This window comes from Kocuria sp., from assembly GCF_030530945.1.
In the GTDB taxonomy this organism is placed as follows: Bacteria; Actinomycetota; Actinomycetes; order Actinomycetales; family Micrococcaceae; genus Kocuria.
The window spans coordinates 1-26,252 of sequence record NZ_JAUMTZ010000004.1 but is presented as its reverse complement, the minus strand read 5'-3'; the positions used below and the strand labels follow the sequence as shown (position 1 = coordinate 26,252).

Annotated in this window: 22 protein-coding genes; 16 read left to right on the top strand and 6 right to left on the bottom strand. The window is 72.3% G+C overall.

Features of this window, described 5'->3' with window-relative positions; all coding sequences use genetic code 11:
* The first annotated feature begins 268 nt into the window (after positions 1-268).
* From Q4A22_RS05245 to Q4A22_RS05235, 3 genes are all read left to right on the top strand, one after another.
* The gene (locus tag Q4A22_RS05245) at positions 269-730 is read left to right on the top strand and encodes an Lrp/AsnC family transcriptional regulator (protein WP_303177682.1); all 462 of its coding nucleotides are present in this window, start codon (positions 269-271) and stop codon (positions 728-730) included.
* 133 nt (positions 731-863) lie between these two features.
* On the top strand, positions 864-2,321 hold the full coding sequence (locus tag Q4A22_RS05240; protein ID WP_303177681.1) for a tryptophan-rich sensory protein: 1,458 nt from the start codon (positions 864-866) through the stop codon (positions 2,319-2,321).
* 133 nt (positions 2,322-2,454) lie between these two features.
* Positions 2,455-3,117, top strand: coding sequence for a CPBP family intramembrane glutamic endopeptidase (locus Q4A22_RS05235; RefSeq protein WP_303177680.1), 663 nt, complete (start codon positions 2,455-2,457; stop codon positions 3,115-3,117).
* Positions 3,118-3,154: 37 nt separating this feature from the next.
* On the opposite strand, the gene Q4A22_RS05230 is transcribed toward Q4A22_RS05235, so the two are convergent.
* Both Q4A22_RS05230 and Q4A22_RS05225 read right to left on the bottom strand, forming a co-directional pair.
* Positions 3,155-5,089: a potassium transporter Kup gene (locus Q4A22_RS05230; RefSeq protein ID WP_303177679.1), complete on the bottom strand. Its 1,935-nt coding sequence runs from the start codon at positions 5,087-5,089 to the stop codon at positions 3,155-3,157.
* A gap of 199 nt (positions 5,090-5,288) precedes the next feature.
* On the bottom strand, positions 5,289-5,978 hold the full coding sequence (locus Q4A22_RS05225) for a TetR/AcrR family transcriptional regulator (RefSeq protein WP_303177678.1): 690 nt from the start codon (positions 5,976-5,978) through the stop codon (positions 5,289-5,291).
* 94 nt (positions 5,979-6,072) lie between these two features.
* Between Q4A22_RS05225 and Q4A22_RS05220 the strand changes: the two genes are divergently transcribed.
* The 3 genes from Q4A22_RS05220 to Q4A22_RS05210 all read left to right on the top strand — a co-directional run bounded on the left by Q4A22_RS05220 (position 6,073) and on the right by Q4A22_RS05210 (position 9,443).
* Positions 6,073-7,647 carry a YhgE/Pip domain-containing protein gene (locus tag Q4A22_RS05220; protein ID WP_303177677.1) on the top strand — a complete coding sequence of 525 codons (1,575 nt, stop codon included), beginning with the start codon at positions 6,073-6,075 and terminating at the stop codon, positions 7,645-7,647.
* 58 nt (positions 7,648-7,705) lie between these two features.
* A complete protein-coding gene (locus Q4A22_RS05215) occupies positions 7,706-8,224 on the top strand; it encodes a DUF4870 domain-containing protein (RefSeq protein ID WP_303177676.1) in 519 nt (172 codons plus the stop codon).
* Between the two features lie 67 nt (positions 8,225-8,291).
* Positions 8,292-9,443: an NRAMP family divalent metal transporter gene (locus tag Q4A22_RS05210; RefSeq protein ID WP_303177889.1), complete on the top strand. Its 1,152-nt coding sequence runs from the start codon at positions 8,292-8,294 to the stop codon at positions 9,441-9,443.
* Here Q4A22_RS05210 and Q4A22_RS05205 read toward each other — a convergent pair.
* Genes Q4A22_RS05205 through Q4A22_RS05190 form a run of 4 tightly spaced genes read right to left on the bottom strand, consistent with a single transcriptional unit; the run spans position 9,395 to position 14,563 of the window.
* Positions 9,395-10,099 carry a GntR family transcriptional regulator gene (locus Q4A22_RS05205; RefSeq protein WP_303177675.1) on the bottom strand — a complete coding sequence of 235 codons (705 nt, stop codon included), beginning with the start codon at positions 10,097-10,099 and terminating at the stop codon, positions 9,395-9,397. The two genes, Q4A22_RS05210 and Q4A22_RS05205, sit on opposite strands and share 49 nt — an antisense overlap.
* Positions 10,096-11,838 (bottom strand): biotin carboxylase N-terminal domain-containing protein, encoded by a 1,743-nt coding sequence (locus Q4A22_RS05200; RefSeq protein ID WP_303177674.1) that lies wholly within the window; start codon positions 11,836-11,838, stop codon positions 10,096-10,098. The genes Q4A22_RS05205 and Q4A22_RS05200 overlap by 4 nt, the downstream gene beginning before the upstream one ends.
* A complete protein-coding gene (locus Q4A22_RS05195) occupies positions 11,823-13,808 on the bottom strand; it encodes an urea amidolyase family protein (RefSeq protein WP_303177673.1) in 1,986 nt (661 codons plus the stop codon). The genes Q4A22_RS05200 and Q4A22_RS05195 overlap by 16 nt, the downstream gene beginning before the upstream one ends.
* On the bottom strand, positions 13,805-14,563 hold the full coding sequence (locus Q4A22_RS05190) for a LamB/YcsF family protein (RefSeq protein ID WP_303177672.1): 759 nt from the start codon (positions 14,561-14,563) through the stop codon (positions 13,805-13,807). The genes Q4A22_RS05195 and Q4A22_RS05190 overlap by 4 nt, the downstream gene beginning before the upstream one ends.
* Before the next feature lie 168 nt (positions 14,564-14,731).
* Between Q4A22_RS05190 and Q4A22_RS05185 the strand changes: the two genes are divergently transcribed.
* From Q4A22_RS05185 to Q4A22_RS05140, 10 genes are all read left to right on the top strand, one after another.
* Positions 14,732-15,895 (top strand): LLM class flavin-dependent oxidoreductase, encoded by a 1,164-nt coding sequence (locus Q4A22_RS05185; protein WP_303177671.1) that lies wholly within the window; start codon positions 14,732-14,734, stop codon positions 15,893-15,895.
* A gap of 52 nt (positions 15,896-15,947) precedes the next feature.
* On the top strand, positions 15,948-16,622 hold the full coding sequence (locus Q4A22_RS05180) for a CE1759 family FMN reductase (protein WP_303177888.1): 675 nt from the start codon (positions 15,948-15,950) through the stop codon (positions 16,620-16,622).
* 5 nt (positions 16,623-16,627) lie between these two features.
* Positions 16,628-17,095, top strand: coding sequence for a MarR family winged helix-turn-helix transcriptional regulator (locus Q4A22_RS05175; RefSeq protein WP_303177670.1), 468 nt, complete (start codon positions 16,628-16,630; stop codon positions 17,093-17,095).
* 106 nt (positions 17,096-17,201) lie between these two features.
* Complete coding sequence (locus Q4A22_RS05170; protein ID WP_303177669.1) at positions 17,202-18,290, top strand: amidohydrolase family protein; 1,089 nt, start codon at positions 17,202-17,204, stop codon at positions 18,288-18,290.
* A complete protein-coding gene (locus Q4A22_RS05165; RefSeq protein WP_303177668.1) occupies positions 18,280-18,588 on the top strand; it encodes a YdeI/OmpD-associated family protein in 309 nt (102 codons plus the stop codon). The genes Q4A22_RS05170 and Q4A22_RS05165 overlap by 11 nt, the downstream gene beginning before the upstream one ends.
* Positions 18,589-18,834: 246 nt before the next feature.
* Positions 18,835-20,394: an amino acid permease gene (locus Q4A22_RS05160; RefSeq protein ID WP_303177667.1), complete on the top strand. Its 1,560-nt coding sequence runs from the start codon at positions 18,835-18,837 to the stop codon at positions 20,392-20,394.
* Between the two features lie 186 nt (positions 20,395-20,580).
* Positions 20,581-21,495: an SMP-30/gluconolactonase/LRE family protein gene (locus Q4A22_RS05155; RefSeq protein WP_303177666.1), complete on the top strand. Its 915-nt coding sequence runs from the start codon at positions 20,581-20,583 to the stop codon at positions 21,493-21,495.
* Positions 21,496-21,589: 94 nt separating this feature from the next.
* Positions 21,590-22,357, top strand: a complete 768-nt coding sequence (locus tag Q4A22_RS05150; RefSeq protein ID WP_303177665.1) for a TetR/AcrR family transcriptional regulator — start codon at positions 21,590-21,592, stop codon at positions 22,355-22,357.
* A gap of 121 nt (positions 22,358-22,478) precedes the next feature.
* Positions 22,479-24,578, top strand: coding sequence for a 3-hydroxyacyl-CoA dehydrogenase NAD-binding domain-containing protein (locus Q4A22_RS05145; protein WP_303177664.1), 2,100 nt, complete (start codon positions 22,479-22,481; stop codon positions 24,576-24,578).
* A gap of 26 nt (positions 24,579-24,604) precedes the next feature.
* Positions 24,605-25,864 (top strand): acyl-CoA dehydrogenase family protein, encoded by a 1,260-nt coding sequence (locus tag Q4A22_RS05140; RefSeq protein ID WP_303177663.1) that lies wholly within the window; start codon positions 24,605-24,607, stop codon positions 25,862-25,864.
* The last annotated feature ends 388 nt before the right edge of the window (positions 25,865-26,252 follow it).

The window sequence follows — 26,252 nt, the reverse complement described above, 5'->3', positions numbered from 1 at the left end:
GCGCGACGGCGCTCGGACGCGTCGTCCGCTCAGTATGGCCATTCCGGGCGCTCCGTCTCCACACCGGGGGCACGTCGTGGACGATAGGCTGGGTTCGGGCGGTTTGACTGGACGGATTGCCTCAATGTGACCTGCGTCATGCTGGATCGTCTCCCGGCGCCGGACGCACCGGCCCGCGGTGGACGGCGGCGGCGTCGTCGACCGGTGCCGTGGCGGCGCGGCAGGGACGTGGACGGAAACGGGCAGGACCGAGGAGAGGGCGGCACGGATGGCGCGGCAGGACCGGGAGGACGTGGAGCTGGACGGGACGGACCGGCGGATCCTGGAGGAGCTCACCCGTGACGCACGCCAGTCCGTCACCGCGCTCGCGGCCACGGTGCACATCTCCCGCGCGCACGCCTACGAGCGGATCCGCCGGCTGCACGAGCGCGGGGTGGTGCTGCGCTACACGGCCGTGATCGACCCCGTGAAGGCCGGGCTGGAGGCGTCCGCGTACGTGACGCTGCGCCTGAAGCAGAACACGTGGGACACCCTGCGGCCCAAGCTGCGCGCGATCCCCCAGGTCCAGCACGTGGCCCTGGTGGGAGGCACGTTCGACGTGATGCTGCTGGTGCGGGCACGCGGCACCGCCGAGCTGCGGGAGGTCATCTTCGACCGGCTGCAGCCCATGCCCGAGGTGGTGGACACCCAGACGTTCCTGGTCTTCGAGGACGTGGACGTGCGCGGCTGAGGCCGGTCCCGCCCCCGGCGGAGCCCGTGGTGGAACCCCTCAGCAGGCTGACATACTGGCACCAGCACAGGCGGTTCCGCGCCACTGCCGGGTGACGCACCCGGACACCCCTCGCACAGGACGGGAACGACACATGAGTGACAACGCACGGCTGGCTCTCGTCACGGGCGCCACGGGATACATCGGCGGCCAGGTGGCCCAGGAGCTGCTGCGGCGGGGCTGGCGGGTGCGTCTGCTCAGCCGCAGCGCCGAGAAGGTCCGCGACCTGCCCTGGGGCGACGCCGTGGTGGCGAAGGGCCGCTCCGCCGGGCCCGGGCAGGCCGAGGTCGTGGAGGGCAACGCCTCCGAGGCCGCGGACATCTCCCGCGCCCTGCAGGACGTGGACGTGGCCTGGTACCTGCTGCACTCCATGGGCGACTCCGAGAACTTCGTGCAGGAGGAGGTGGAGATGGCCAAGACCTTCGCCACCGCCGCGCACGACGCCCACGTGGAGCGCATCGTCTACCTGGGCGGTCTGCACCCGGACGACGAGCCCGTCTCCGAGCTCTCCGACCACCTGCGCTCCCGCGTGGAGGTGGGTCAGGCCCTCATGGACTCCGGGGTGCCCACCGCCGCGCTGCAGACCGGCGTGGTGATCGGGGACGAGTCCTCCTCCTTCATCATGATCCGCCACCTCGCGGAGCGCTTGCCGGGTGCGATCGCCCCCCGCTGGGTGCGCAACCGCATCCAGCCCATCGCCGTGGCGGACGTGGTGCACTACCTCGTGGGCGCCGCGGACCTCCCAGCGGACGTGAACCGCACGTTCGACGTGGGCGGGCCGGAGTCCATCGAGTACGCGGACATGCTGGACCAGTACGCCTGCGCCACCGGCAAGGGCCGGCGCTTCATGCTCACCGCGCCGGTGACCACCCCCGGGCTGGCTGCCAACTGGATCGGGCTGGTCACTCCGATCAGCTCCAAGCTGGCCCGGCCGCTGATCGGCAGCCTGCAGCACGACACCGTGATGCACGAGCGGGACCTGGACGACTACATCGGCGCCCCCGAGGGCGGGCACACCTCCTTCGCGGACGCCGTGCGGGCGGCCACCAAGGACCTGGACACCAACCGGTGGCGCCGCGTGTTCTCCGCGACCACAGCCGCGGTGGCGGCCACGGCGGTGGTGGGCACGCTCGCCAGCGCCCCGGACACCCTCTGGTACAAGACGCTGCGCAAGCCGTCCTTCCAGCCCCCGGCATGGCTGTTCCCCGTGGCGTGGACGGCGCTGTACGCGGACATCGCCGCGATCGGCTCCCTGTCCATCGCGGACCTGGGGGAGCAGGGGCGCACCGACGAGCAGCGCGCGTACGCGACCGCCCTCGGCGTGAACCTGGCGCTGAACGCCGGGTGGAGCGTCCTGTTCTTCAACCGCAAGCGGCTGGGCGCGGCCGCCGTGGAGTCCGTGCTGCTCGCGGTCAGCTCCGCGGACCTGGTGCGGCGCAGCGCCAAGATCTCTCCGGAGAAGGCCGTGGTGCTCAGTCCCTACGCCGGGTGGACCGCGTTCGCCTCCGTGCTCTCCACCACCCTGCGCGGGCTCAACCCCCGGCGGAAGTGACCCGGCGGCGGTGCGGCGGGATCCCGGGCGCGGGTCCCGCCGCCCGCCGCACCGGGCCGTCGTGGTGCACGGCGGCCACCGCAGCGCCCTCCCACGTCCCCGGCCCGAGCGGCCGGGATGGAAAGGAACCACGGTGAGCGAACATCGTGTCAGCCCCTACGGGGACACCACCACGGCCACCCGCAAGCGGACCGTGTGGGTGGTGGCCGCCACGGGCGTGCTCGCGGCGGCCGGTCTCGCGTGGTCCCTGCGGATCCCCGCGGGGGACCCGTGGTTCTACCCGGCCACCCTCATCCTCGCGGCCGTCTACATCGCGGGCAGCTCCATCGCCGTGCGCATGACCGGGGAGCGGCTGCCCTGGCGGGTCACCCCCCAGGGCATGCGGGACGCGGTCATCGGGGGCGTGGTCCTCGCGGCCGTGTTCGTGGCCGGCGGCTTCATGGTGCGCTTCATCCCGCCCCTGGCCGGACCGGTTCACGAGCTGCTCGACCACGCTCGGGTGGGCGGCCTGGCCATGACGGCCCTGACCACGGCCGTCAACGGCGTGGCTGAGGAGACCTACTACCGCGGTGCCCTGTGGCGCGTTCTGCCCCGGGGGCGGCGCATCCTGGTCACCACCATCCTCTACACCGCCGTGACCTCCCTGGCGGGCATCCCCCTGCTGGCCTTCGCGGCCGCGGCACTCGGGGCGTTCGTGGGCTACCTGCGCGAGCGCACGCGCTCTCTGGTGCCGTGCGTCGTCACGCACCTCGTGTGGTCCCTGACCATGCTCCTCGTCCTGCCCCACGTGGTCTGACGCACGACGACGCCGCGCCGGCCCGCGGGTGCTCCCCTCACAGCTCCAGCTGCGCCCCGATCATCACGGTGCGGTCCCGGGGGAGCCGGTAGTAGTCCGCGGGCACGGCGGCGTTGTGGCTCATGGCCATGAACAGCAGCTTCTGGGCCCTGCCCATGCCCTGGTGCCGTCCGGCGTCGATCAGGGTGAGCTCCGAGACGAAGTACCGGGCGTCCTCGGCGTCGATGTCCAGACCCTGCTCGCGCGCGGTTGCCAGGCCCGCGGGGACGTCCGGGTCGTCCAGGAACCCGAAGCGCAGCGTGAGGTGCGTGATGTGCTGGGTCGGGGTCTCCAGCTCGTCCACGACCACCCTGCGCTCGGGGGCCACGTGGGGGACGCCCACGGGAAGGGTCCGCACGACCACCACGTTCTCGTGGATCACCCGGTTGAAGCGGGCGTTCTCGCTCAGGGCGAGCGGCGTGGAGGACGGGTTGGCGTGCAGGTACACGGCCGTGCCCGGGACCTCGCGCAGGTGGCCGTTGCGGGCGCGGCGGATGAAGTCGCTCAGCGGGCCCTCGAGCTGGCCCTCGTAGGCCACCACGGCCCGCCGGCCCCGGCGCCACGTGAGCATGCTCGCCGCAATCAGCCCCGCGACCGCCAGGGGCACCCAGCCGCCGTGCAGCAGTTTGACGGTGTTGGCCGCGAAGAACAGCCCCTCCACCACGTACAGCACGGTTCCCAGGGCCACGAGCCGCCCCAGCGGCCACTTCAGACCGGTGTGCGCGTAGACCAGGAACAGGGTGGTGGTCAGCAGGAAGGTGCCGGTCACGGCGAGGCCGTAGGCGATGGCCAGCCTGTCGGAGCTGCGGAAGACCACGAGCAGCAGGAGAACACCCGCGAACAGCGCCCAGTTGACGCTGGGCACGTAGATCTGTCCCTCCTCGTGCTGACCGGTGTGACGCACGGTCATGCGCGGCATGTAGCCCAGCCGCTCCGCCTGCCGGGCCGCGGAGAACGCACCCGAGATCACGGACTGCGAGGCGATCACGGTGGCGGAGGTGGCCAGGACGATCAGCGGCAGCCTGGCCCACTGGGGTGCCAGGAGGTAGAAGGAGTCGCCCATGGTCTCCGGGCGGTCCAGGATGAGAGAACCCTGCCCCATGTAGTTGAGCAGCAGGCTCGGGAACACCAGGAAGAACCACGCCCTGTTGATGGGCGCGCGGCCGAAGTGGCCCATGTCCGCGTAGAGCGCCTCCGCTCCCGTCACGCACAGCACGATGGCGCCACCGGCCACGAACGCCACCCCGGGGTGCTCCACCACGAAGGCCACCGCGTACGTGGGGGAGATGGCCCGCAGGATCTGCGGGTCCCGCGCCACCTGGACCACGCCCAGGACGGCGATCACCCCGAACCACAGGACCATCACGGGGCCGAAGGCCTTGCCCACCAGGTCCGTGCCCTTGCGCTGGGTCAGGAACAGGGCAGTGATGATCACCGCTCCCAGGGGCACCACGTACGTACCCAGGCCGGGATGGACCAGCTCCAGACCTTCGACCGCGGACATCACGGACACCGCCGGGGTGATCACGCTGTCACCGAAGAAGAGGGAGGCCCCGATGACCCCCAGCAGCATGACGAGTCCCCAGAGCTTCCCGTTCCGGGGCAGCCGCTTGCGGGTCAGGGCCGCCAAGGAGAGCACTCCGCCCTCGCCGTCGTTGTCCGCCTGCATGACCACCACCACGTACTTGAGGGTGACGACCAGCACCAGCACCCAGAAGAAGCAGGAGGTCACGCCGTAGACGTCCACGGGGGTGGGGCGCACCGCCCCGCCGTCCACCGTGAACACCGTCTTGACGGCGTAGAGGGGACTCGTGCCGATGTCCCCGAACACCACCCCCAGGGCGCCCAGCGTCAGGAGGTACCAGGGACGGCGTTGCTCCGTGTCCTCGGTGGTGGCCGTCACGGTGCTCCCACCGGCTGCTGCATCAGGCACGGGCTGTCCTTCGTTCACTGGAGCCGCAGCCGGGCGACCCCGTCGACTCGGCACCGGGCCGCGCGCTCGGTGCGGCGGGCGAGTACATGATGCGCCCACCCCGGGAGCCGGTCAATCCGGGGCGGACGGGGCGGGCCGGCGCAGTGGCGCAGGGGGGGCGGGAGGTGTGATCGGTCAGGAAGCAGGGGCGGCGGCGTGGTCAGGCGGGCCGGGTGACGGCGAACCACATGGTGGGGACCACCCGCTGGGCGGCGGGGCCTGAGTCCCCCATGGCCATGTGGTCGGTGAGCTGGCCCGAGTAGCTGGTGAGGAGCACGCGGGCCACCTCGTCCGGCGGCACCGTGAACTCGAGGTGCTGCGCGTCTGCCACCCGCACCAGGGCCTGCTCCACGGCCCGGTACATCCGTGCGCGGATGGGCGCCAGCTGCTCCCGCACCTCGGGCGAGCGGTAGGCCACCAGGGAGAGCTCCACCCGCAACGCCTGCTGGTTCATGTTCGACACCTGGTCCGTGACGCCCTCGATGATGCGGGTGACCACCTCCTGGACCGGCAGCCCGGAGCCCAGCCAGTGCTCCAGCTCGGAGTCGATGGTCTCGGCCAGCTGGGTGGCGAGGTCCTCGAAGGCGAGGATCGCCAGCTCCTGCTTGGACTCGAAGTTGGAATAGAAGGCGCCCCGCGTGAACCCGGCAGCGGCGCACAGCTCGCTCACCGAGGCGCCGTCGATCCCCTGCCGTGCGAACACGGCCGGTGCGCTGCGGATCAGCCGGAGCCGGGTGGCGGAGCGGGAGCGCCTGTCCCGTGCACCGTCCTGGGCGCCCGCCTGATCGGCGGCGGCATCCCCCGGACCCGCGGCGGTGGCCGTGCGGGGGCAGTCTGTCTGGTTGCTCACGTGCCCACCACTTCCTCGTCCAGTTTCAATACACCAGTGTATCGTGTTTGGGAGACACCCCAGCATTCGTACGTCCTCGCACCAGGAGAAACCGGTGACCCCCAAACACGCACCCACCCCTTCCCTCCGGGACCGGCTCGGACGGCCGTTCGGCCAGTTCGGGTTCTGGCTGCTGCCCATCCTCGCCGTCATCGCGGTGGCGGTCGTGGGCACCGCCCTGTACCTGGGAGGCCTGTCCAGCCCGGACAAGCACTTCAAGGAGTTCCCCATTGCCGTGATCAACCAGGACAAGGGGGCGGAGGTCCCCCAGCAGGACGGCAAGAAGACGCGGGAGAACCTCGGCGCCGACCTCGTGCAGAAGTTCGCGGACAAGGCCGCTGAGAACGACAAGATCGACCTTCGCCAGCTCAGCATGGACGAGGCCAACGAGCAGCTGGACCGCGGTGAGCTCTACGCCGCCGTGGTGGTGCCCGAGTCCTTCTCGGAGGACACCGTGAGCCTCATCGAGGGCTCCCTCACCCGCGACAACGCGGCCCGCCCCGAGGTGACCGTCTACACCGACCCGCAGGCGGGCTCGCTGGGCACGCGACTGGCCACCGGCGCCGTCGAACCCGGTGTGCAGGAGGCCAGCAAGAAGCTGGGCGAGCAGCTCACCAAGTCCGTGGGGCCCGCCGAGCAGCAGGCCCACGACCAGGTGCTGCAGCAGCTGCAGGAGAGCCAGCAGGCCCAGTCCGAGCAGATGGCCCGCCAGGCCGCCCAGGGCGGGCCCGCGGTCCAGCAGTTCGCCCAGCAGGTGCAGAAGGCCCAGGAAGGCTCTGCCGAGCAGATCGCCCAGGAGCTCTCCCCCACCGTGAGCTCCGTGGCCAAGGAGACCCTCCAGGACCCCGTCTCAATGGTGTCCAAGGCGTACAACGACCTCCCCTCGGGCACAGCCCTGGGCATGAGCCCCTTCTACTACTCCATCCTGCTGCTCGTGGTGGGCTTCTCCGGCTCCGTGGCCCTCAACCTGCTGATGGACAGCCGCATGGGGATGTCCCCCTTCGAGATGGGCCCCGTGTTCCGTGACCACCCCCGTGCCGTGCTGCCCCGCCCCGTGGGCTTCCTCATGAAGTGGCTGACCTTCGTGGTGGCCGCCGCACCCGCCTCCGGGCTCATGATGTGGGTGGCCTCCGCTGTGGGCATGCCCGTGCCGCACGGCTTCCTGGTGTTCCTGCTCGGCTGGCTGGCCATGTCCACGGTCTCCGCGATCGTCCTGGCCCTGCTCGCCGTGGGCGGCAGCGTGGGCATGCTGCTGTGCCTGATCTACCTGGTCTTCATGGGCCTGCCCTCCGCCGGTGCCGTGGTGCCGCTCGAGGCCGTGCCCGGCTTCTTCCGCGCCATCGCGCCCATCGAGCCGCTGCACCACATCTTCACCTCCGTGCGCTCCGCGCTGTTCTTCGACGCGATCCCGGAGGCCGGGCTGACCACGGGTGTCATCGGGCTGGCCGTCATGCTCGTGGTGGCGCTCGCCGTGGGGCTGCTCGGCGGCTGGGGCTACGACAAGTGGGTGGGCCTGCGCGGTGCCGAGGGCGTCGGCAAGCACACGGCCGACTCGGCTGCGGTCACCGGACGGAAGCCGCATTCCAAGACTGCGGAGAACCCCACTGCGCCGGCCGGCGCGTCAGCCTAGGCTGGATGCAGGAAACGACCGGTGGGCCGCCGCGCGGCCCGGACCCCACGGAGATGACATGAGCTACGAACCGCAGCAGCCGCGCCCCGACTACCGCGCCCACCAGGGGCACCCCGGTGGCCAGGGACAGCCCGGCGGGCCGCAGGGCGGCTACCCCGGTGGCCCCGGCTACGGCCCGGGCCCCGGGGCTCCCGGCGGGAACCGCATGGGCTCCTCCGGACCGCGGGACGACGAGAAGACCGTGGCCGTGCTGACGCACCTGGCCGGGCCCATCGCGGCTCTCGTCTCCGTGGGCTCGCTCGGCTTCCTGGGGCCGCTCATCGTCTGGTTCATCTACAAGAACAAGAGCCCGTTCCTGCGCGCCGCCTCCGCGGGGGCGTTCAACTTCAACGTGACCCTGTGGCTCATCAACGTGGTGGGGTGGATCTGCGTGTTCACGGTGATCCTGCTGCCCGTCGGCTTCATCCTGATGGGTGCGTACTGGGTTCTCCTGTTCGTGGTCCACATCATTGCCGCCGTCAAGGCCGGGCACGGTGAGGCCTACCGCTACCCGTTCCAGCTGCCCATCCTGCACTGATCCGCTCGTGACGACGTCGAGCACGCACCCGCCCGCCGCCGGTCACCGGCGCGCGCTGCTGGGTGCCATGTTCCTCATGGCCACGAGTGCGATCGGCCCCGGGTTCATCACCCAGACCACTGTGTTCACGGTGCAGCTGGGGGCGGCGTTCGCGTTCGCCATCCTGCTGTCCATCCTGGTGGACGTCGCCGTGCAGCTGAACGTGTGGCGGGTCGTCGGCGTCTCCGGGCTGCGCGCGCAGGAACTGGCCAACCGCGTGCTGCCCGGGGCCGGGTACGCACTGGCCGCGCTCGTGTTCCTGGGCGGAGCGGTGTTCAACATCGGCAACGTCGCGGGCACCGGGCTGGGGCTGAACGCCATGCTGGGGCTGGACCCCCGGATCGGTGGGGCCATCTCCGCGGGCATCGCGGTCCTCGTGTTCCTGTCCAGGCGCGCGGGGCTGGCCCTGGACCGGATCGTGGTGGGCCTGGGTGCGGTGATGATCCTGCTCATGCTGTACGTGGCCGTGGTGGCAGCACCTCCCGTGGGGGAGGCGCTCAGGAACACCGTGCTGCCGGAGAAGGTGGACTTCCTGGTGGTCACCACGCTCATCGGCGGCACCGTGGGCGGCTACATTACCTACTCGGGGGCGCACCGGATGATCGACTCCGGTGTGACCGGGGTTGAGAACGTCCGCCACATCACGCGCACCTCCGTGCTGGGGATCATGGTCACCGGGATCATGCGCGTGCTGCTGTTCCTCGCGATCTTCGGCGTGGTCGCTGGCGGCGTGGCGCTGTCCGGGGACCACATGGCCGCGGACGCGTTCGGCGCGGCCGCCGGTGAGATCGGCGTGCGGATCTTCGGCGTGGTGCTGTGGGCGGCCGCCCTCACATCCGTCGTGGGCGCGGCGTTCACGTCCATCTCGTTCGTGACGTCCTCGGGGAGCCGCCCCCGCACCCGCAATTTGCTCACCGTGGGGTTCATCCTGGTGTGCGGCGTGGCATACCTGTTCCTGGGCAAGGCACCGCAGACCCTGCTGATCTTCGCGGGCGCCTTCAACGGGCTGATCCTGCCGTTCGGCTTCGCCCTCCTGCTCTGGGTGGGCTGGCGTCGGAGGGACCTGCTGCACGGCTACCGCTACCCGGTGTGGCTCCTGGTGGTGGGCGTGCTCGCGTGGTTGCTCACCGTCTACCTGGCCTGGCACTCGCTCGCGGGTCTCGCCGCGCTCTGGTCCTGAGCCGCGGGCAGCTCGCCCAGGTTCCGCAGCAGCTCGTCCCGCGCGGCCGTGAGGGAGGCCCGCACGAGCTGCGCGGCCCGTTCGCGGTCCCCGTCCGCCAGGGCGGCCAGCACGTCCGCGTTGTCAGCGGCGTAGCGGGCGTGGAACCGGGGATCGGCCGCCATGGTGTGGAAAACGAGCCGCATGCGCGCCAGCAGCCGGTCCATGTCCGCCAGCAGGGAGGGGGAGCCGGCAGCGGCCACCAGATCGCGGTGGAAGCGCTGGTTCGCGTCCGCCATGCCTGCCACGTCCCCCGCATCCCGTGCGGCCAGCGCCGCGGCCACGGTGTTGCGCTGCCGGGTGAGGAGGGGCCCGTCCACCGCGCCCCACAGCACCGCGGCGGGCTCGAGTATGCAGCGGGCGGCATAGAGGTCGCGAACCTCTCCGGCAGAGGGGTTCACCACGAACACGCCGCGGTGGGGGATGCGGTCCACCAGGTTCTCCGTGGCGAGCATGGTGAAGGACTCCCGCAGGGTGTTCCGGGAGATGCCCAACCGGCGTGCCACCGCCTCCTCGGACAGCTTCTCCCCGGGGCGCAGGGCGCCGTCCGAGATCATGCTCCGCAGGGTGGCCGCCGCGTGCACGCCCGCCTGGGCGTCCTCGGTCCCGGCGCTCACGCGATCTCCCCGAGGCGCTGGCCCCGCCGCACGGCGTCGCCCTCCGCCACGTCCGCGCGGGTCAGGGTGCCGCCGCGGTGGGCGCGCACCGGGGTCTCCATCTTCATGGCCTCCACCACCAGCACCGGCTGCCCCTCACGGACCTCCTCGCCGTCCTCCGCGAGCCACGTGACCACGGTGCCGTCCAGGGGAGCGGCCAGGGCGGCGTCGCCTCCGGGGGACGACGCCGCCGGGCCGCCACCGGCGTGAACGTCCCCTCCCGCACCGCCCCCGTGCAGCAGCGCGGCCGCCAGCTCTGCCGGCAGCCCCACGCGGACCGCGCGCCCGTCGAGCTCCACCGTGAACGAGGTGCGCCCGACCGCGTCCGGGGCGAGGTGGGGGGAGGCCTCCAGCCGCGCGGCGAACTCCTCCTCGATCCACGTGGTGTGCACGCCCAGCGTGTCCGGGGAGGTGAACGCGGGGTCCTCCAGCACCGCCCGGTGGAACGGCGCCACCGTGGGCAGTCCACGGATCCGCAGTTCCCGGAGGGCGGCCCGGGAGCGGACGAGGGCCTGCTGCCGGTCCTCGCCCCACACGATCAGCTTGGCCAGCAGGGAGTCGTACTCGGCGGGGACGGTGGAGCCGGAGCGCACGCCCGCGTCCACCCGCACTCCCGCTCCCGTGGGGGCCTCGAAGGCCTCCACCGTGCCGGGGGTGGGCAGGAAGCCCAGGGCGGGGTCCTCGGCGTTGAGCCGGAACTCGAACGCGTGCCCGTGCGGGGCCGGGTCCTCGGTGAGGCTCAGGGGCAGCCCATGCGCCACCCGGAACTGCTCGCGCACCAGGTCCACCCCGGTGGTCTGCTCGGTCACGGGGTGCTCCACCTGCAGCCGGGTGTTGACCTCCAGGAAGGAGATGAGACCGTCCGGGGCCACGAGGTACTCCACGGTGCCCGCACCCGTGTACCCGGCCTCGCGGCAGATGGCGCGCGCGGACTCGTGCAGGGTCCGCCGCTGCTCGTCCGTGAGGAACGGGGCGGGCGCCTCCTCCACGAGCTTCTGGTGCCTGCGCTGCAGCGAGCAGTCCCGTGTGCCCACCACCACCACGGTGCCGTGGGTGTCCGCGAGCACCTGGGCCTCCACGTGGCGCGGGCGGTCCAGGAAGCGCTCCACGAAGCACTCGCCCCGTCCGAACGCCCCGGTGGCCTCCCTCACCGCGGCGTCGAACGCGGGTTCCACCTCGCCCGGCTCCCGGGCGATGCGCATGCCGCGTCCCCCGCCGCCGAAGGCCGCCTTGATGGCCACGGGCAGGCCGTGCTTCCGCACGAAGGCCCGGACCTCTGCGGCGTCGGCCACGGGTCCGTCCGTGCCCGGGACGAGCGGGGCCCCGGCGCGCACCGCGATCTCCCGGGCGGTGACCTTGTTGCCGAGAGCTTCGATCACTTCAGGGGCCGGGCCGATCCACGTGAGACCCTCGGCCACCACGGCGCGGGCGAAGTCCGCGTTCTCGGAGAGGAACCCGTAGCCGGGGTGCACGGCGTCCGCGCCGCACCGCTCGGCCACCGCCAGCAGGGCGGAGGCGTTGAGGTAGGTGTCCGCGGGGGCCGAGCCCTCCAGGGCATATGCCTCGTCCGCCATGTGGACGTGGGGTGCGTCGGCGTCCGGTGCGGAGTAGACGGCCACGGACCGCAGCCCGGCGTCGGCGCACGCCCGGACCACGCGCACCGCGATCTCCCCACGGTTGGCGATCAGGACCTTCTGCATGGTGTGTCTCCTGTGTGGGTGGTCGTGGTCGCAGCCGTGGGCGGGGGAGTGGGTGGGGCGGCGGGCCGAGGGGGTGGGGCCGGCGGCGTCGTGGCAGGAGGGGGCGCCCCGGTGGGGGCGGTGGCCGGAGTGGACCGGGGACCGGGGGGTGCGAGCCGGAAGCGCACCGCGCAGCCGGGGGTGAGCTGCGCGGCGAGCGGCAGGTCCTCCGGCAGGACCACGGCGACCACCGGGTAGCCCCCGGTCACGGGGTGGTCCGCGAGGAACAGCACCGGAACGCCGGAGTGGGGGACCTGGAGGGACCCGGCGACCACTCCCTCGCTCGCGAGCTCGCCCGTGCGGGCGCGTTCCAGGACCTTCCCGTCCCCGGGCGTCTCGAAGCGCACACCCACGCGGTTGGAGGCGCTGCCCACGGTCCACGTCCGGTCCGTGAGCGTCTCCAGCGCGTGGGGGGCGAACCAGTCGGCGCGGGGGCCGGGGGAGATCCGCAGGAGCACCGGAGTCTCTCCCCGGGGCGCCGCCACGGCGGGGCGCTCGGGCCGGGCGACGGCGCGCCCTCCCACCACCCGGCGCACGGCCACCTCGTCCCCGCGGGCCAGGGGCGCGGGCCCGACCCCGGACAGCACGTCAGTGGAGCGGCTGCCCAGCACCGCGGGGACGTCCACCCCGCCGCGCACGGCGGCGTAGCTGCGCAGCCCGGAGGTGGGGGCGCCCAGGGTGAGGCGCTCGCCGTCGTAGAGGGCGAACGGAGCGCAGAACGGAGCGGGGCGGGTGCGCCCCTCCGCGGACGGGGTGGATGGACGGGTGACCTGACCCGGCTCGACCCCTGAGAGGTCCGGAGGGGAACCGGTGGCCTCCGCCGCGGTGGAGGACAGCGGCGGCCGCTCGTCCCCCACCGGGGTGCGGATCGTCGCGGTGACGGGTGCCCCGCTCAGTGCGAGCACCTGGTGGCCGCGGGCCGTGACGGACAGCCCGCCCAGGGTCACCTCCAGGACGGCATCCCCCTCGGCATTGCCCACCAGTCGGTTCGCCTGCGCGGCGGAGACCCGGTCCGCGGCCCCGGACGCCGAGACCCCCAGGTCTCCCAGGCCGGGGCGGCCGAGGTCCTGGACGAGCGTCTGCATCCCGGGCTCCTCGACCACCAGGCCGCACCGTGCCGCGCCCTCCGCTGCCGGGTCACCCGGTGCCTCTGGCTGCGGGTCGGTGGGGTGCGAGCGGTGCGTTCGGTGGCAGTCCGGCCGCTCGGAGCCGGCGCCGGCCGCGGTGACGTGCCCCGCGGCGTCGTCCCCAGCGGCACCGGACCCGTGCGTGTTCCCCGCTTCCGTCATGGCGACCAGCTCCCGCACGGCCCGGTAGCGCACGGTGTCCCCGGGGCGGATGAGAGCGGGCGGGTCGCGGCGCTCGTCCCACAGGACCGCGTCCGTGCGCCCGATCAGCTGCCAGCCGCCGGGAGAGCTCCGCGGGTACACGGCGGAGAAGGTGCCCGCGAGCGCCACGGATCCCGCGGGCACGGCGGTGCGGGGACTGTCCCGGCGGGGCACGTCCAACGGGTCCCCTGCGGCGGTGAGGTACGCGAATCCCGGTGCGAAGCCCCCGAACGCGGCCGTCCACGCGGCACCCGTGTGGGTCTCCACCACCCCCTGCTCGCTGCGCCCGGTGAGCCGGGCGACCTCGGCGAGGTCCGCGCCGTCGTACACCACGGGGATCTCCACGGTTTTCCCGGACGCCGCGCGGGAGGCTGCGGGTCGGGCGGTGGCGACGGCGCCCGCGGCCTCCCGCGCGGCGCCCGCCCCGGTGAACACCACCAGCACGGTGCGGGCGGCGGCGACCACGTCCACCTGACCGGGCAGCGGGTGCCGCGTGAGGTGGGCGTGCCACCGCGTCACCTCCGCGAGGTCGGCGCAGTCCAGCAGGAACGCCTCGGTCCCGGCCCAGTGCAGTTCCGGGGTCGTGGGCCCTGGAGCGCTCATGCGAAGGGCCGCACGGTGATGCCGGCGCGTTCGAGACCGGCACGGACCTCGGCGGCCATGGCCGCGGAGCCGGGGGTGTCCCCGTGCACGCAGATGCTCTCGGCGTGGATGCGCACGGTGGAGCCGTCCACGGCGGTGAGGGTGCCGTCCTCGGCCAGGCGGACCATGCGCTCGGTGACCAGCGCGGCGTCGTGGAGCACGGCACCCGGCTCGCTGCGGGGAACGAGCGTGCCCTGCGGCGTGTACCCCCGGTCCGCGAAGGCCTCGGCCACACCGCGCAGCCCGGCGCGCCCGGCCAGGCGCAGCGCCGCCGAACCGGGCAGCAGGAGCAGCGGGAGGTCCCCGCCGAATGCTGCGACGGCGTCCACCACGGCCCGGGCGTGCGCCTCGTGGTGGACGATGGTGTTGTAGAGCGCTCCGTGCGGCTTCACGTAGCGCACGGCGCTCCCCGCGGCGCGGGCCACGGCGTCCAGAGCGCCCAGCTGGTAGAGGACGTCGTCCGCGAGCTCGGTGGGGGTGCAGTCCAGGAACCGGCGTCCGAAGCCCGCGAGGTCCCGGTAGGCCACGTGCGCGCCCACCGTGATGCCGGCGGCCGCCGCGTCCCGGCAGGTGCGGGCCATCACGGACGGGTCGCCGGCGTGGAAGCCGCAGGCCACGTTCGCGCTCGAGACGGAGCGGAGGATGGCGGCGTCGTCCCCCATGGTCCACGCGCCGAAGGACTCACCCACGTCGCTGTTCAGATCCATGACCGTCATGAGTGACCTCCGTCTCACTGGTGTGGCCCCCAGCATGCCCGATCGACCGCAAATTGTTCAACAATCCACCCGGGAATAGTTGGGGGGCGCCGAGCATTACACGGGTAGTTCAAATTTGAAACAAAGCCGCCGAGCCCCTCGGCTGGGCGGCACGAGGAGGGAAATACCATGCAACTGGGCATCTTCACCATCGGGGACGTCACCGTGGACCCCACCACGGGCAGGGCCCCCACCGAGAACGAGCGCATCAAGGCCACGGTGGCCATGGCCCGCAAGGCCGAGGAACTGGGCATGGACGTCTTCGCCACCGGCCAGCACCACAACCCCCCGTTCGTGGCCCCGGCCAACCCGCCGGTGCTCATGGCGGCCGTCGCGGCCCAGACCGAGCGCCTGCAGCTCTCCACGGCCACCACTCTGATCACCACCACGGACCCGGTGCGCATCGCGGAGGACTACGCCTACGCCCAGCACCTCGCGGACGGCCGCGTGGACCTCACGCTGGGGCGCGGCAACACCGGCCCGGTCTACCCGTGGTTCGGCAAGGACATCCGCCAGGGCATCCCGCTCGCGGTGGAGAACTACCAGCTGCTGCACCGGCTGTGGCGTGAGGAGGGCGTGAACTTCGCGGGCCGCTTCCGCACCCCGCTGCAGGACTTCACGTCCACGCCGCGGCCGCTGGACGAGGTTCCCCCGTTCGTGTGGCACGGCTCCATCCGCTCCCCGGAGATCCCGGAGCAGGCGGCGTACTACGGTGACGGGTTCTTCCACAACAACATCTTCTGGAACAAGGAGCACACCGAGCGCATGGTGGCGTTCTACCGGCAGCGCTACGAGTACTACGGCCACGGCTCGGCGGACCAGGCGATCGTGGGCCTGGGCGGGCAGGTGTTCATGGCGAAGAACTCGCAGGACGCCGTGCGGCAGTTCCGCCCGTACTTCGACAACGCGCCGGTGTACGGCCACGGGCCGTCCCTGGAGGACTTCATGGCGCAGACCCCGCTCACGGTGGGCTCACCCCAGCAGGTGATCGAGCGCACGCTGTCCTTCCGGGAGTACGCCGGGGACTACCAGCGTCAGCTGTTCCTGGTGGACCACGCCGGTCTGCCGCTGAAGACCGTGTTGGAGCAGATGGACATGCTCGGGGAGGAGGTCTTCCCCGTGCTGCGCAAGGAGTTCGACGCGCTGCGTCCGGCGCACGTGCCGGAGGCCCCGACCCACGCGTCCCTCGTGGCGCGCCACCTGGCGGGCGAGGACCCGGTCCCCGGTGGCGGACCGGACTCGCAGGCCGCCAGGGACCGCGCGGCCAGGGCGGACGCCGCGGCGTCCGCGTGAGCGGCCCGTCGCGGACAACCACGAGCACCACGAGCAACGAGGAGTGAGCACCATGACCGAGGTCCGCAGCATCGCGGTGGTGACCGCGGGACTCTCAGAAGACGCGTCCACCACGCGCCTGGCACGGGCGGTCGCGCAGGCGGCGGGGGACACCGCCGTGCGCGGCGGCGCCCCCGCGCCGGAGCTGCGGGTGGTCACCCTGCGGGAGATTGCCCACGGGATCACGGACGCCATGCTCACCGGCATGGTGCCCGCCCAGGTGCAGGACGCGCTGGACACGGTGCTGCACGCGGACGGGCTGGTGGCGGCGTCGCCCACCTACAAGGCGAGCTACTCGGGGCTGTTCAAGGCGTTCTTCGACCTGTTCGACGAGGGCGCCCTGGAGAACCTGCCCACCGTGGTCGCCGCCACGGGCGGGTCCCCGCGGCATTCCCTGGTCCTGGACACCGCGCTGCGCCCGCTCATGGGCTACCTCAAGGCGCTCACGCTGCCGATCGGTGTGTACGCGGCCACGGAGGACTGGGCGGACGCCGCCCTCCAGGCGCGCGTGGAGCGCGCCGGCGCGGCGCTCGCGGGGATGCTGGGGCTGCCGGGTGAGCGGGCGGCGTCGTCCGTCGGCCGCGCCACGGGGTCCCCGGGCGGCCCCGCCGCACCGCGGCGCGCGGTCCAGGACGAGTTCGACGGCGTGCCGAGCTTCGAGGACCTGCTGGCTGCGGTGCGACGATAGAGCCCATGCCCGCACCAGCAGACCACGGCCACGCGTCCCAGCCCGAGCGCTGGGACGCGTGGCAGCTCTACTTCGAGACCACCGCGCTGCTCACCGCCCGAGTGGAGGAGCGGCTGAAGGCGCACGGCTGCTCGCTCATGGAGTACCAGCTGCTCGTGCTGCTCTACCGCGCGCCCGGGCAGTGCCTGCGGATGGGCGAGCTGGCCCGGCGCCTGGTGTTCTCGCCCTCCCGGCTGAACTACCAGGTCAAGGTGCTGTGCGAGCGGGGCTGGGTGGAGCGCCGTCCCGCCCGCGGGGACGGCCGCGGCTGGGAGGCCGTGCTCGCACCCGGGGGCGCCCGCGCCTACCGGGCCCTGCGTCCCCAGCACGCCCGGGACGTGGAGGAGCTGTTCTTCGCGTCCCTCACGGACGGGGACGTCGCCCGGCTGGGGGAGCTGATGGGCAAACTGGCACAGGGGCTGGGGGAGCAGTGACGCGGCCCCGACCCTCCTGCGGGGGTGTAGACCTGTCCTGAGAGGGAGCACCGGCTCCCGCCCACCACCGGGTCCCGCGCGGGCCCGCCCAGCAAGGAGACGCACCATGACCACCGTTCTGCGCAATGTCGTCCGCCCGGGGGAGCCGGACCGCCCCCTGGACGTCGTCATCGAGGGGGAGACCATTGCGGCCGTCCGGGAGGCGGGGACCGCCGCGTCCGGCGACGTGCTCGACGCCACCGGGCTCGTGGTGTCCCCCGGGCTCATCGACACCCACGTGCACCTGCTGGAGGAGAAGGAGCTGTCCCAGCTCACGGATGCCGGCGTCACCACGTGCGTGGAGCTCGGGACCCAGCCGGACGCCCTCGTGGAGCGGCTGCGGGCCGCCCCCGGGGTGACCTCCGTGGTCAGCGCGGGATCGGCGGCGTCGGCCCCCGGGAGCATGCAGGTGGAGGTGCTGGGCTTCCCGGAGGAGAGCGCGGTGACCGGCCCCGAGGACGCCGAGCGGTTCGTGCAGTGGCGCCAGGACAGCGGCGCGGACCTCGTCAAGATCATCGTCGAGGACCCGCACATCCCGGACGTGAAGGCGCTCGCACCGGAGACCCTCGCCGCCCTGGTGCGCGCGGCCCACGAGCGGGGCCTGCTGACGGTGGCGCACGTGGTCACCTCCCACGCCTACGGCATGGGCCTGGACGCCGGCGTGGACGTGCTCACCCACGCACCCCTGGACCAGCCCGTCGCCGAGGAGACCGCCGCCCGCATGGTGGAAGCGGGCACCGTGGCCTCGCCCACGCTCACGATGCTCGAACTGGCGGCCAAGGCGCTCGCCGGTCGCCCGGGACCGACGCTGACCTACGACGCCGCCCGCGAGACCGTGCGTCGACTCCACGCCGCGGGCGTTCCCGTGGTCGCCGGCACTGACGCCAACCAGCACCCGCACACCCCCGCCCAGATCCCGCACGGCTCCTCGCTGCACCACGAGCTGGAGCTGCTCGTGGCGGCGGGGCTGACCCCCGCCGAGGCGCTGGACGCGGCGACGACGGCGGCCGCCCGGGTCTTCCGCCTCACGGACCGGGGCTCCCTGGAACCGGGTCTGCGCGCGGACCTCGTGCTCTTCGGCGCGGACCCGGCACGGGACATCACGGCGTCCCGCGACGTCCGCCAGGTGTGGATCGGCGGCGAGCGTGTCCGCTGAGACGGGGGCCCTGCCCACGGACGATCCCCTGACGGACGCGGCCGCCCTGCCCGGCGGCGTGGTCCACGAGCTGCCCGCGGACCTCGCGGCGTCCCTGCTGGCGGACCCCGCCACCGCCGAGCTGTGGCGCGGGCTCACCCCGCTGGGCCGCAACGAGTTCGTGTGCTGGGTGGAGGACGCCAAGAAGCCCGAGACCCGGGCCCGCCGCATCCGCCGCACCGGCGAGGAGATGCACGAGGGCAAGCGCCGCCCGTGCTGCTGGCCCGGCTGCAGGCACCGGGAGCGCACGGGCCGCTGAGTCCGGGCCGTCGGGAGCCGCCCGCGGCGCGCACACGGGCCGCGGGCGGCGTCGCCGACGGCACCGCCCGGCTCCCGGTTCCTGGGCGCGCGGCGATCCGGGAGGCGTCGCCCCGCCGCCCGACCCGGTGAACACCCGGTGTGCCACAGGTTACGAACATCCGGGGCAGCGTCTAGGCTTCCCCTGTGCGCGTCCTCCGTCCACGGCGGCGTGCGCAGTCCCCGTACCGACCGAAGGTGTCCACGCATGGCCTCGACCCCCTCCGACACGACGCCCACCCGCGGCGCCGAGTCCGCCACCCAGTACGCCGCCGAGCAGGAGGGCTACAGCAAGGGGCTCACGGCGCGCCAGATCAACATGATCGCGATCGGCAGCTCCATCGGAACCGGCCTGTTCCTGGGCGCCGGCGGCGGGCTCGCGGACGCCGGGCCCGCCCTGTTCCTGCTGTACGCGGTGGCGGGGTTCTTCGGCTACCTCATCCTGCGGCAGCTCGGCGAGCTGGTCATGCACCGGCCCTCGTCCGGCTCCTTCGTCTCCTACACGCGCGAGTTCTACGGGGAGAAGGGCGCGTACTTCGTGGGCTGGATGTACTGGCTGTCGTGGGCCTCCACCACGGTGGTGGACGCCACCGCCATGGCCATCTACATCAAGTGGTTCGGGCAGTACAGCCAGTTCGTCGCGGACCTGCCCCAGTGGCTGCTGGCCGCCGTGGTGCTGGTGCTGGTGATGGCCACCAACCTCATCTCCGTGAAGGTCTTCGGGGAGATGGAGTTCTGGTTCGCGGTCATCAAGGTCTCCGCGCTGGTCATCTTCCTGATCGTGGGCATCGCGTTCGTGATCTTCGGGACCCCCACCGGGGCGCCCACGGGCTTCTCGCTGATCACCGAGAACGGAGGGATCTTCCCCAGCGGCCTGCTGCCGGCGCTCGTGGTCTCCCAGGGCGTGGTCTTCGCGTACTCCGGCATCGAGCTGGTGGGCATCACCGCCGGTGAGACCGAGAACCCCCGCAAGACCATCCCCAAGGCCATCAACACCGTGATCCTGCGCATCGCGCTGTTCTACGTGGGCTCCATCCTGCTGCTCACGCTGCTGCTGCCCTACACCGCGTACTCCGCGGACGAGTCCCCGTTCGTCACGTTCTTCAGCTCCATCGGGATCGACGGCATCGGCCCCATCATGCAGCTCGTGGTCATCACCGCGGCGCTGTCCTCGCTCAACGGCGGGCTGTACTCCACCGGGCGCATCGTCCACTCCATGGCCATGGCGGGGTCCGCGCCCAAGTTCACCGGCAAGATGACGCGTTCGGGCGTTCCCGCCGGCGGCATCATGCTCACCGTGGGCGTGGGTGCGCTGGGCGTCGTCCTGAACTACTTCGTGCCGGAGGAGGCCTTCAGCATCGTGCTGAACATCTCCGCGATCGGCATCCTCGTGGGCTGGGCGGCCATCACCCTGCCGCACCAGAAGTTCGTGCGTCTGGCCGGGCAGGGTCTCTACCAGCGCCCCGCGTACCGCGCCCCCTTCGCGCCGTACACGAACTGGCTCACCATGGTGTTCCTGGTGGGCGTGATGGTCCTGGTCGCCTTCGACTACCCGCTCGGCACGCTCACCATCGCGTCGATGGCCGTGGTGGTCCCCATCCTGGTCATCGGGTGGTTCCTGGTGCGCGACCGCGTGCGGGCCATCGCCGCGGAGCGCGAGGGCTTCACGGGCACCTACCCCGTGGTGGTCCAGCCCCCGGTGGCGGAGGAGGAGCGGCGCCGCGCGGCTCGGCGAGCGGGCCGCTCGGGTGGCGCCGGGCGCCGGTAGCCACTGCACCTCCCGCCGGTGCCGTTGCGCGCACCGGGTCCGACGACGCCGCCCCGGTCACCTCGCCGGGGCGGCGTGCGTGTGTGCGGCGCGCCGGTGGCGTCGTCCCCCGCCCTGTGTGCGGTGGTGGCGGCCCCGGCCTAGGCTGGGACCCTCCGCACCCACCAGCCCCAGGAGGCCGCAGTCGTGAACCAGCTCACCGCCCGCAGAATCACCCCGTCCTGGGTCTACCACGGTGAAGGCCCGTGCTGGAGCAGGGAGTGGTCCGGCCTGGCCTGGATGGACATGCTCGCCGGGGACGTCTTGACCTTCACCCCGGAGGACGAGCCGCGGCGGCAGCACGTGGGGGCCGTGGCCGGGTGCATGTACCCCCGCACGGGCGGCGGGCGGATCGTCGCGGTGGAGCGCGGAGTGCTCGTCATGGATGCCGAGGGCGTCGTGGAGCGCGAGATCACCCTGTGGGAGTCCCCGGACATCCGCATGAACGAGGGCGGCGTGGCCCCGGACGGGTCGTTCTACGTGGGGTCCATGGCCTACGACCAGGCCGAGGGCGCGGCCACCCTGTACCGCGTGGCCCCGGACCTCTCGTGGGAGCCGGTGCTGGAGGGCGTGAGCATCTCCAACGGCATCGCCTGGTCACCGGACGGCACCCTGGCCTACTACAACGACACCCCCACCCACGAGGTCTCGGTCTTCGACTGGAGCGCGGAGAGGGGACTGGAGAACAGGCGCACGTTCGTGGCTCCCGTCCTGGACGAGCACGCCGCGGCGGAGGCCGTGGACCCGGGGGAGCAGTACGTGCCCGGCTCGGTGGGCGTCAGCCCGGACGGGCTCGCCGTGGACTCGGAGGGCGCGGTGTGGGTGGCGCTCAACGGCGCGGGCCAGATCCACCGCTACCTCCCGGACGGCACCCTGGACACCGTGGTCACGGTGGGCGTGAAGCAGACCACCGCGTGCGCCCTGGGGGGAGAGGACCTGCGCACCCTCTACATCACCACGTCGCGGGAGAACCTGCCGGACGACGCCCAGCCCACCGCGGGATCCCTGTACGCCGTGCGGGTGGCGGTCCCGGGGCAGGTCACCGCGGCATTCGGGGGCTGATTCCCCTGGCCCACTGCACCGCGTCCCGTGCGACTGCGTCTCACACCGGCTGCGCTCGTCCCGGCGGCACCCCGAGGGCCCGGAGGAGGCACGGATGAAGCAGTCGCACGGTGCGGCGGAGGACGTGGTCACCCGCTCCATCCGGATGCTCGCGGACCACGGCTACCTGGAGACCACGGTGGAGCAGCTCGCGCAGACCGCGGGCATCAGCCGGGCCACCTTCTTCCGCAAGTACGGCAGCAAGGAGGACGTGGTCTTCGCGGACCACGCCGCCACCCTGGACAGGCTGGAGCTCCTGCTGGAGCGGCCCGCTCTCCCGCCGCAGGGCGGGCTGGTGGAGGGTGCGCAGCTCGTGTTCCGGCACGCGCTGGAGGACCCGGACCGCGCGGTGGCCCGGCACGACCTGCTCCAGCGGGTGGAGTCCCTGCGGGACCGCGAGATCGCCATGTCCTCGCGCTACGAACGCGTCTTCCGTGCATTCCTGCGCCGTTCCCTGCCGGACTTCCCGGACCGGGAGGTCACGGCGGTGGCCCTGGCCTCTGCCACGGTGGCCGTGCACAACTCCTTCCTGCGCGCGTGGCTGCGCGACCCCCACCCGAGCGCCGGGGAGCGGCTCGTGGGCTCGCTCAGCGACCGGGTCGCCTGGTTGTGCGCGGTCTTCGGGGTGGCCCCGGACGACGCCGCCCGGCAGTTCGCCGCGGACGTCACCTGCCTGCCCGCGGCGGCCACGCTCGACCGGGAGGACCCCGCGGCGTCGGGCGAGGGGTCGGCACCGATCGTGGTGGTCCTGCCGGAGGGGGTTGACCCGGCGGACGCGGCGCGGCGCGTGGCCCGCTCCGTGTACCGGGCGCTGCGCGGCTAGCCCCGGTTCGGACCGGGCTCCGAGGCCCGCGCGATCCCTTGACCGAGACTGCGTCTCAGGGCACACTGAACCCCGAACAGTGTGGTGCACGACACCCCTCAGCAAGCCCCAGGAGCGCAGCGTGAGCGAACAGTCCTTCCCGTCCACCGTGACCATCACCGTCACCCGGCCGGTGCTGCCGGGTCGTGAGAAGCCCGTCGCCCTGGTGTCCCTGGACTCCACGGCGCCCAACGGGCTCGTGATCTGGGGTTCGGAGGCCATGCGGCAGCTCCAGCGGGAGCTCTCCGCCATCGACACCTCCCAGGTGGAGGCCGTGGTGGTCACCGGCAACCAGAAGTCCTTCGGCGCCGGCGCCAACCTCAAGGAGATCCGTGCGGCCCAGCTGAGCGGCACCTCGGACGAGTACGTGGGCTCCGGCCACGACGCCTTCGGCCTCCTCGCGGAGATGGACGTCCCCACCTTCTCGCTCATCACGGGCGTGGCGCTGGGCGGCGGCCTGGAGCTGGCGCTGCACACGGACTACCGCCTCTCCACCTCCGGCAAGGCGCCCATGGGCCTGCCCGAGTGCCACCTGGGGTTCTTCCCCGGCTGGGGCGGCGTGTACCTGCTGCCGCACCTCGTGGGGGCGGAGGCGGCGCTGAACGTGATCGTCACGGACTCCATGCGCGGCAAGAACCTCAACCCCGCGAAGGCCGCGGAGATGGGCCTCGTGGACGCCGTCCTGGACGGCGCTCCCGGTTCCGAGCAGTGGGAGACCGCCTGGCAGAGCTGGGTGGTCGAGGCCCTCGAGGGCCGGCACGAGCCCCGCCGTGCCACGGAGGACGCGCAGACCTGGGACGCGGCCGTGGAGAGGGCCGCCGCGAAGGCCAAGAAAGCCTGGCACGGTGCGGCACCCGGCCCCGTGGCCGCCATCGAGCTCGTGGGCCGCGCCCGCACGGAGACGCGCGAGGAGAACGGTGCCGCCGCCGTCGAGATGTTCAAGCAGATCGTGCAGTCGGAGCCCGCCCGTGCGTCCCTGTACGCGTTCGAGCTCGTGAGCGCCCGCAGCAGGCAGGCCGCCAACGTCCCGGACGCGCCGGTGCGGGAGATCAGGAAGGCCGCCGTGATCGGCGCCGGTCTCATGGCCGGGCAGCTCGCCTCCCTCATCGCGCAGGGCGCCCGCATCCCGGTGGTCATGACGGACCTCGACGACGAGCGCCTCGCCACGGGTGTCCAGCGCACCCGTGACCGCTTCACCGCCCAGGCGGAGAAGGGCCGCATGAGCGCGGAGCAGGCCGAGCAGCTCGGCGCGCTCATCACCGGCGCCCAAAGCCCGGAGGACCTCGCGGACGCGGACTTCGTGATCGAGGCCGTGTTCGAGGAGCTGGACGTCAAGCGCCAGGTCTTCGCGCAGTGGGAGCCCGTCGTCAGCGAGGACGCCATCCTCGCCACCAACACCTCTTCGCTGTCCATCACCGCCATGGGCAGGGACCTGAAGCGCCCCGAGCGGCTCGTGGGCTTCCACGTGTTCAACCCGGTGGAGGTCACCCCGCTGCTCGAGATCGTCGCCGGGGAGAAGACCGACGACTCCACCCTGGCCACCGCGTTCGACCTCGCCGCCAAGCTGCGCCGCACCGCGGTGCGCGTGGAGGACGCCCCGAGCTTCGTGGTGAACCGCGTGCTCACGCGGATGTTCGACGAGATCGGCCGCGCCATGGACGCCGGGGGAGACCCGGAAACCGTGGACCACGCGCTGGACCCCATGGGCCTGCCCATGACCCCGCTGCAGCTGCTGGACTTCGTGGGCCCCGCGGTCCTGGTGCACATCACGCACACCATGAACCACGCCTACCCGCAGCGCTTCACGCTCTCGCCGTGGCTCGACGCCGTCGCGGACGCCGGTTTGAAGAACACGCTGCCCGCGCGGGGCGAGTCCTCCGAGACCTACCTCTCCGCCGGAGCCCACGAGGCGCTGGAGCGCACACGCCAGGAGAACGGCGTCGCCGCGCAGTCCGGGGACGGCGCCGACGGCGAGCTGCTCACCCGGGTGCAGGACGCGCTGGCGGAGGAGATCGGCCACATGCTGGACGAGGGCGTGGTGGCCACGGCCCGGGACGTGGACCTCTGCATGATCCTGGGCGCGAACTACCCGTTCCACCTGGGCGGCATCACCCCGTACCTGGACCGCACCGGCGCCACCGAGCGTGTCCGGGGATCCCGCTTCGACGCCGCTGACCAGTAACCCCACTCCAGACCTAAGGATTCGCCATGACCAAGGACAGCACGGAGACCACCGGCATCACCATCAGCGATCCCCAGGACTTCCCCACGGGCACGCTCGAACCCCACTACTCGCTCACGGAGCCCCTCGCCACGGACGAGGCCGGGGTCTTCGACGGCATCTCGGAGGAGGACCGCGCCTACCAGCTGCGCGCCCGGCAGTTCGTCCAGGAGGACGTCCTGCCCGTCATCGCCGAGTACTGGGACCGGGGCGAGTACAACCTGGAGCTCGTGCGGCGCATGGGTGAGCTGGACCTGCTGCGCGACGGCGTGGACGTCCCCGGCCTGCCCCCCATGTCCAAGCTCGCGGCGGGACTGGTGGCCATGGAGCTCTCCCGCGGGGACGGGTCCATCTCCACGGTGTCCGGTGTGCAGGGCGGGCTCGCCATGCGCTCCATCGCCCTGTGCGGCAGTGAGGAGCAGAAGAAGCGCTGGCTGCCGGACATGGCCACGGGAAAGCTGCTCGGAGCGTTCGCCCTGACCGAGCCGGCCCACGGCTCGGACTCCATCGGTCTGGAGAGCAGGGCCACCCCGGTGGAGGGCGGCTACGTGCTCAACGGTGCCAAGAAGTGGATCGGCAACGGCTCCATGGGCGGCATCACCGTGGTGTGGGCCCGCAGCGACGAGGACGGCGCGGTCCACGGCTTCGTGGTCCCCCAGGAGTCCGAGGGGTACACGGGCACCACCATGAAGGCCAAGCTCGCTCTGCGGGCCATCCACCAGGCCGAGATCACGCTCGAGAACGTCTTCGTGCCCACCGAGAACGTGCTTCCCCACGCCCGGAACTTCAAGGACACCTCTGCGGTGCTCTTCGCCACCCGCATCGGGGTGGCGTGGGCCGCGGTGGGGCACGCCCAGGCGTGCTACGAGACCGCGGTGCACTACGCCATGCAGCGGCACCAGTTCGGCCGTCCGCTCGCGGCGTCGCAGATCGTGCAGGAGCGGCTCACCCGCATGCTCAGCGAGCTCACCCAGATCCAGACGCTCGTGATGGCCATGGCGCGCAAGGAGGAGGCGGGAACCCTCACGGGGCCCCAGGCCTCCCTTGCCAAGTACACGGCCACCCGCACCGCCCGCCAGGTGGCCATGAACGCCCGCGACCTGCTGGGGGGCAACGGGATCCTCATGGAGAACCGTGTGGCGCGGCACTTCGCGGACATCGAGGCCATCCACACGTACGAGGGCACCGAGACGGTGCAGGCCCTCATCATCGGCAAGTCCATCACTGGGATCTCCGCATACAAGTGATGCGCGCGGAGCGCGTCCCCGGCTCACGAGTCGGCGGCCGGGGGCGGTGCACCAAGACCCCTGGAGGCTGACGGTCCGAAGCCTCAGACCCGGCTTTGCGCAGGTCGGCGGGCGTGTGTAATGTATTCCGAGTCGCCGCAAGGACAGGCAGCCAAGAGCTGGTCCGGCAGGTCGGCAAGCCTCCCAGTCCACCTGGTGGTCAACAACGCGGAAACGCGGGGTTGCAAACCAGAAACGGAAGGGATAAGCTAGTCGAGTTGCCAACAGGACAGCAAAGAGCTTCCGAATCGCGGCAACGCAAACTTCCAATCCGAAGCCCCGGACAGGGGCTCAGATGTGGTGTGTTGTTTGTCAACTCAATAGTGTGTCTAGTTTGTTGATACCAAAG

Bases quoted from the DNA above. Each gene is read 5' to 3' on its own strand.
- Q4A22_RS05245 (WP_303177682.1), top strand. From the start codon at position 269: ATGGCGCGGCAGGACCGGGAGGACGTGGAGCTGGACGGGACGGACCGG.
- Q4A22_RS05240 (WP_303177681.1), top strand. From the start codon at position 864: ATGAGTGACAACGCACGGCTGGCTCTCGTCACGGGCGCCACGGGATAC.
- Q4A22_RS05215 (WP_303177676.1), top strand. From the start codon at position 7,706: ATGAGCTACGAACCGCAGCAGCCGCGCCCCGACTACCGCGCCCACCAG.
- Q4A22_RS05210 (WP_303177889.1), top strand. From the start codon at position 8,292: ATGTTCCTCATGGCCACGAGTGCGATCGGCCCCGGGTTCATCACCCAG.
- Q4A22_RS05200 (WP_303177674.1), bottom strand. From the start codon at position 11,838: ATGCAGAAGGTCCTGATCGCCAACCGTGGGGAGATCGCGGTGCGCGTG.
- Q4A22_RS05195 (WP_303177673.1), bottom strand. From the start codon at position 13,808: ATGAGCGCTCCAGGGCCCACGACCCCGGAACTGCACTGGGCCGGGACC.
- Q4A22_RS05190 (WP_303177672.1), bottom strand. From the start codon at position 14,563: ATGACGGTCATGGATCTGAACAGCGACGTGGGTGAGTCCTTCGGCGCG.
- Q4A22_RS05185 (WP_303177671.1), top strand. From the start codon at position 14,732: ATGCAACTGGGCATCTTCACCATCGGGGACGTCACCGTGGACCCCACC.
- Q4A22_RS05180 (WP_303177888.1), top strand. From the start codon at position 15,948: ATGACCGAGGTCCGCAGCATCGCGGTGGTGACCGCGGGACTCTCAGAA.
- Q4A22_RS05175 (WP_303177670.1), top strand. From the start codon at position 16,628: ATGCCCGCACCAGCAGACCACGGCCACGCGTCCCAGCCCGAGCGCTGG.
- Q4A22_RS05170 (WP_303177669.1), top strand. From the start codon at position 17,202: ATGACCACCGTTCTGCGCAATGTCGTCCGCCCGGGGGAGCCGGACCGC.
- Q4A22_RS05160 (WP_303177667.1), top strand. From the start codon at position 18,835: ATGGCCTCGACCCCCTCCGACACGACGCCCACCCGCGGCGCCGAGTCC.
- Q4A22_RS05150 (WP_303177665.1), top strand. From the start codon at position 21,590: ATGAAGCAGTCGCACGGTGCGGCGGAGGACGTGGTCACCCGCTCCATC.
- Q4A22_RS05140 (WP_303177663.1), top strand. From the start codon at position 24,605: ATGACCAAGGACAGCACGGAGACCACCGGCATCACCATCAGCGATCCC.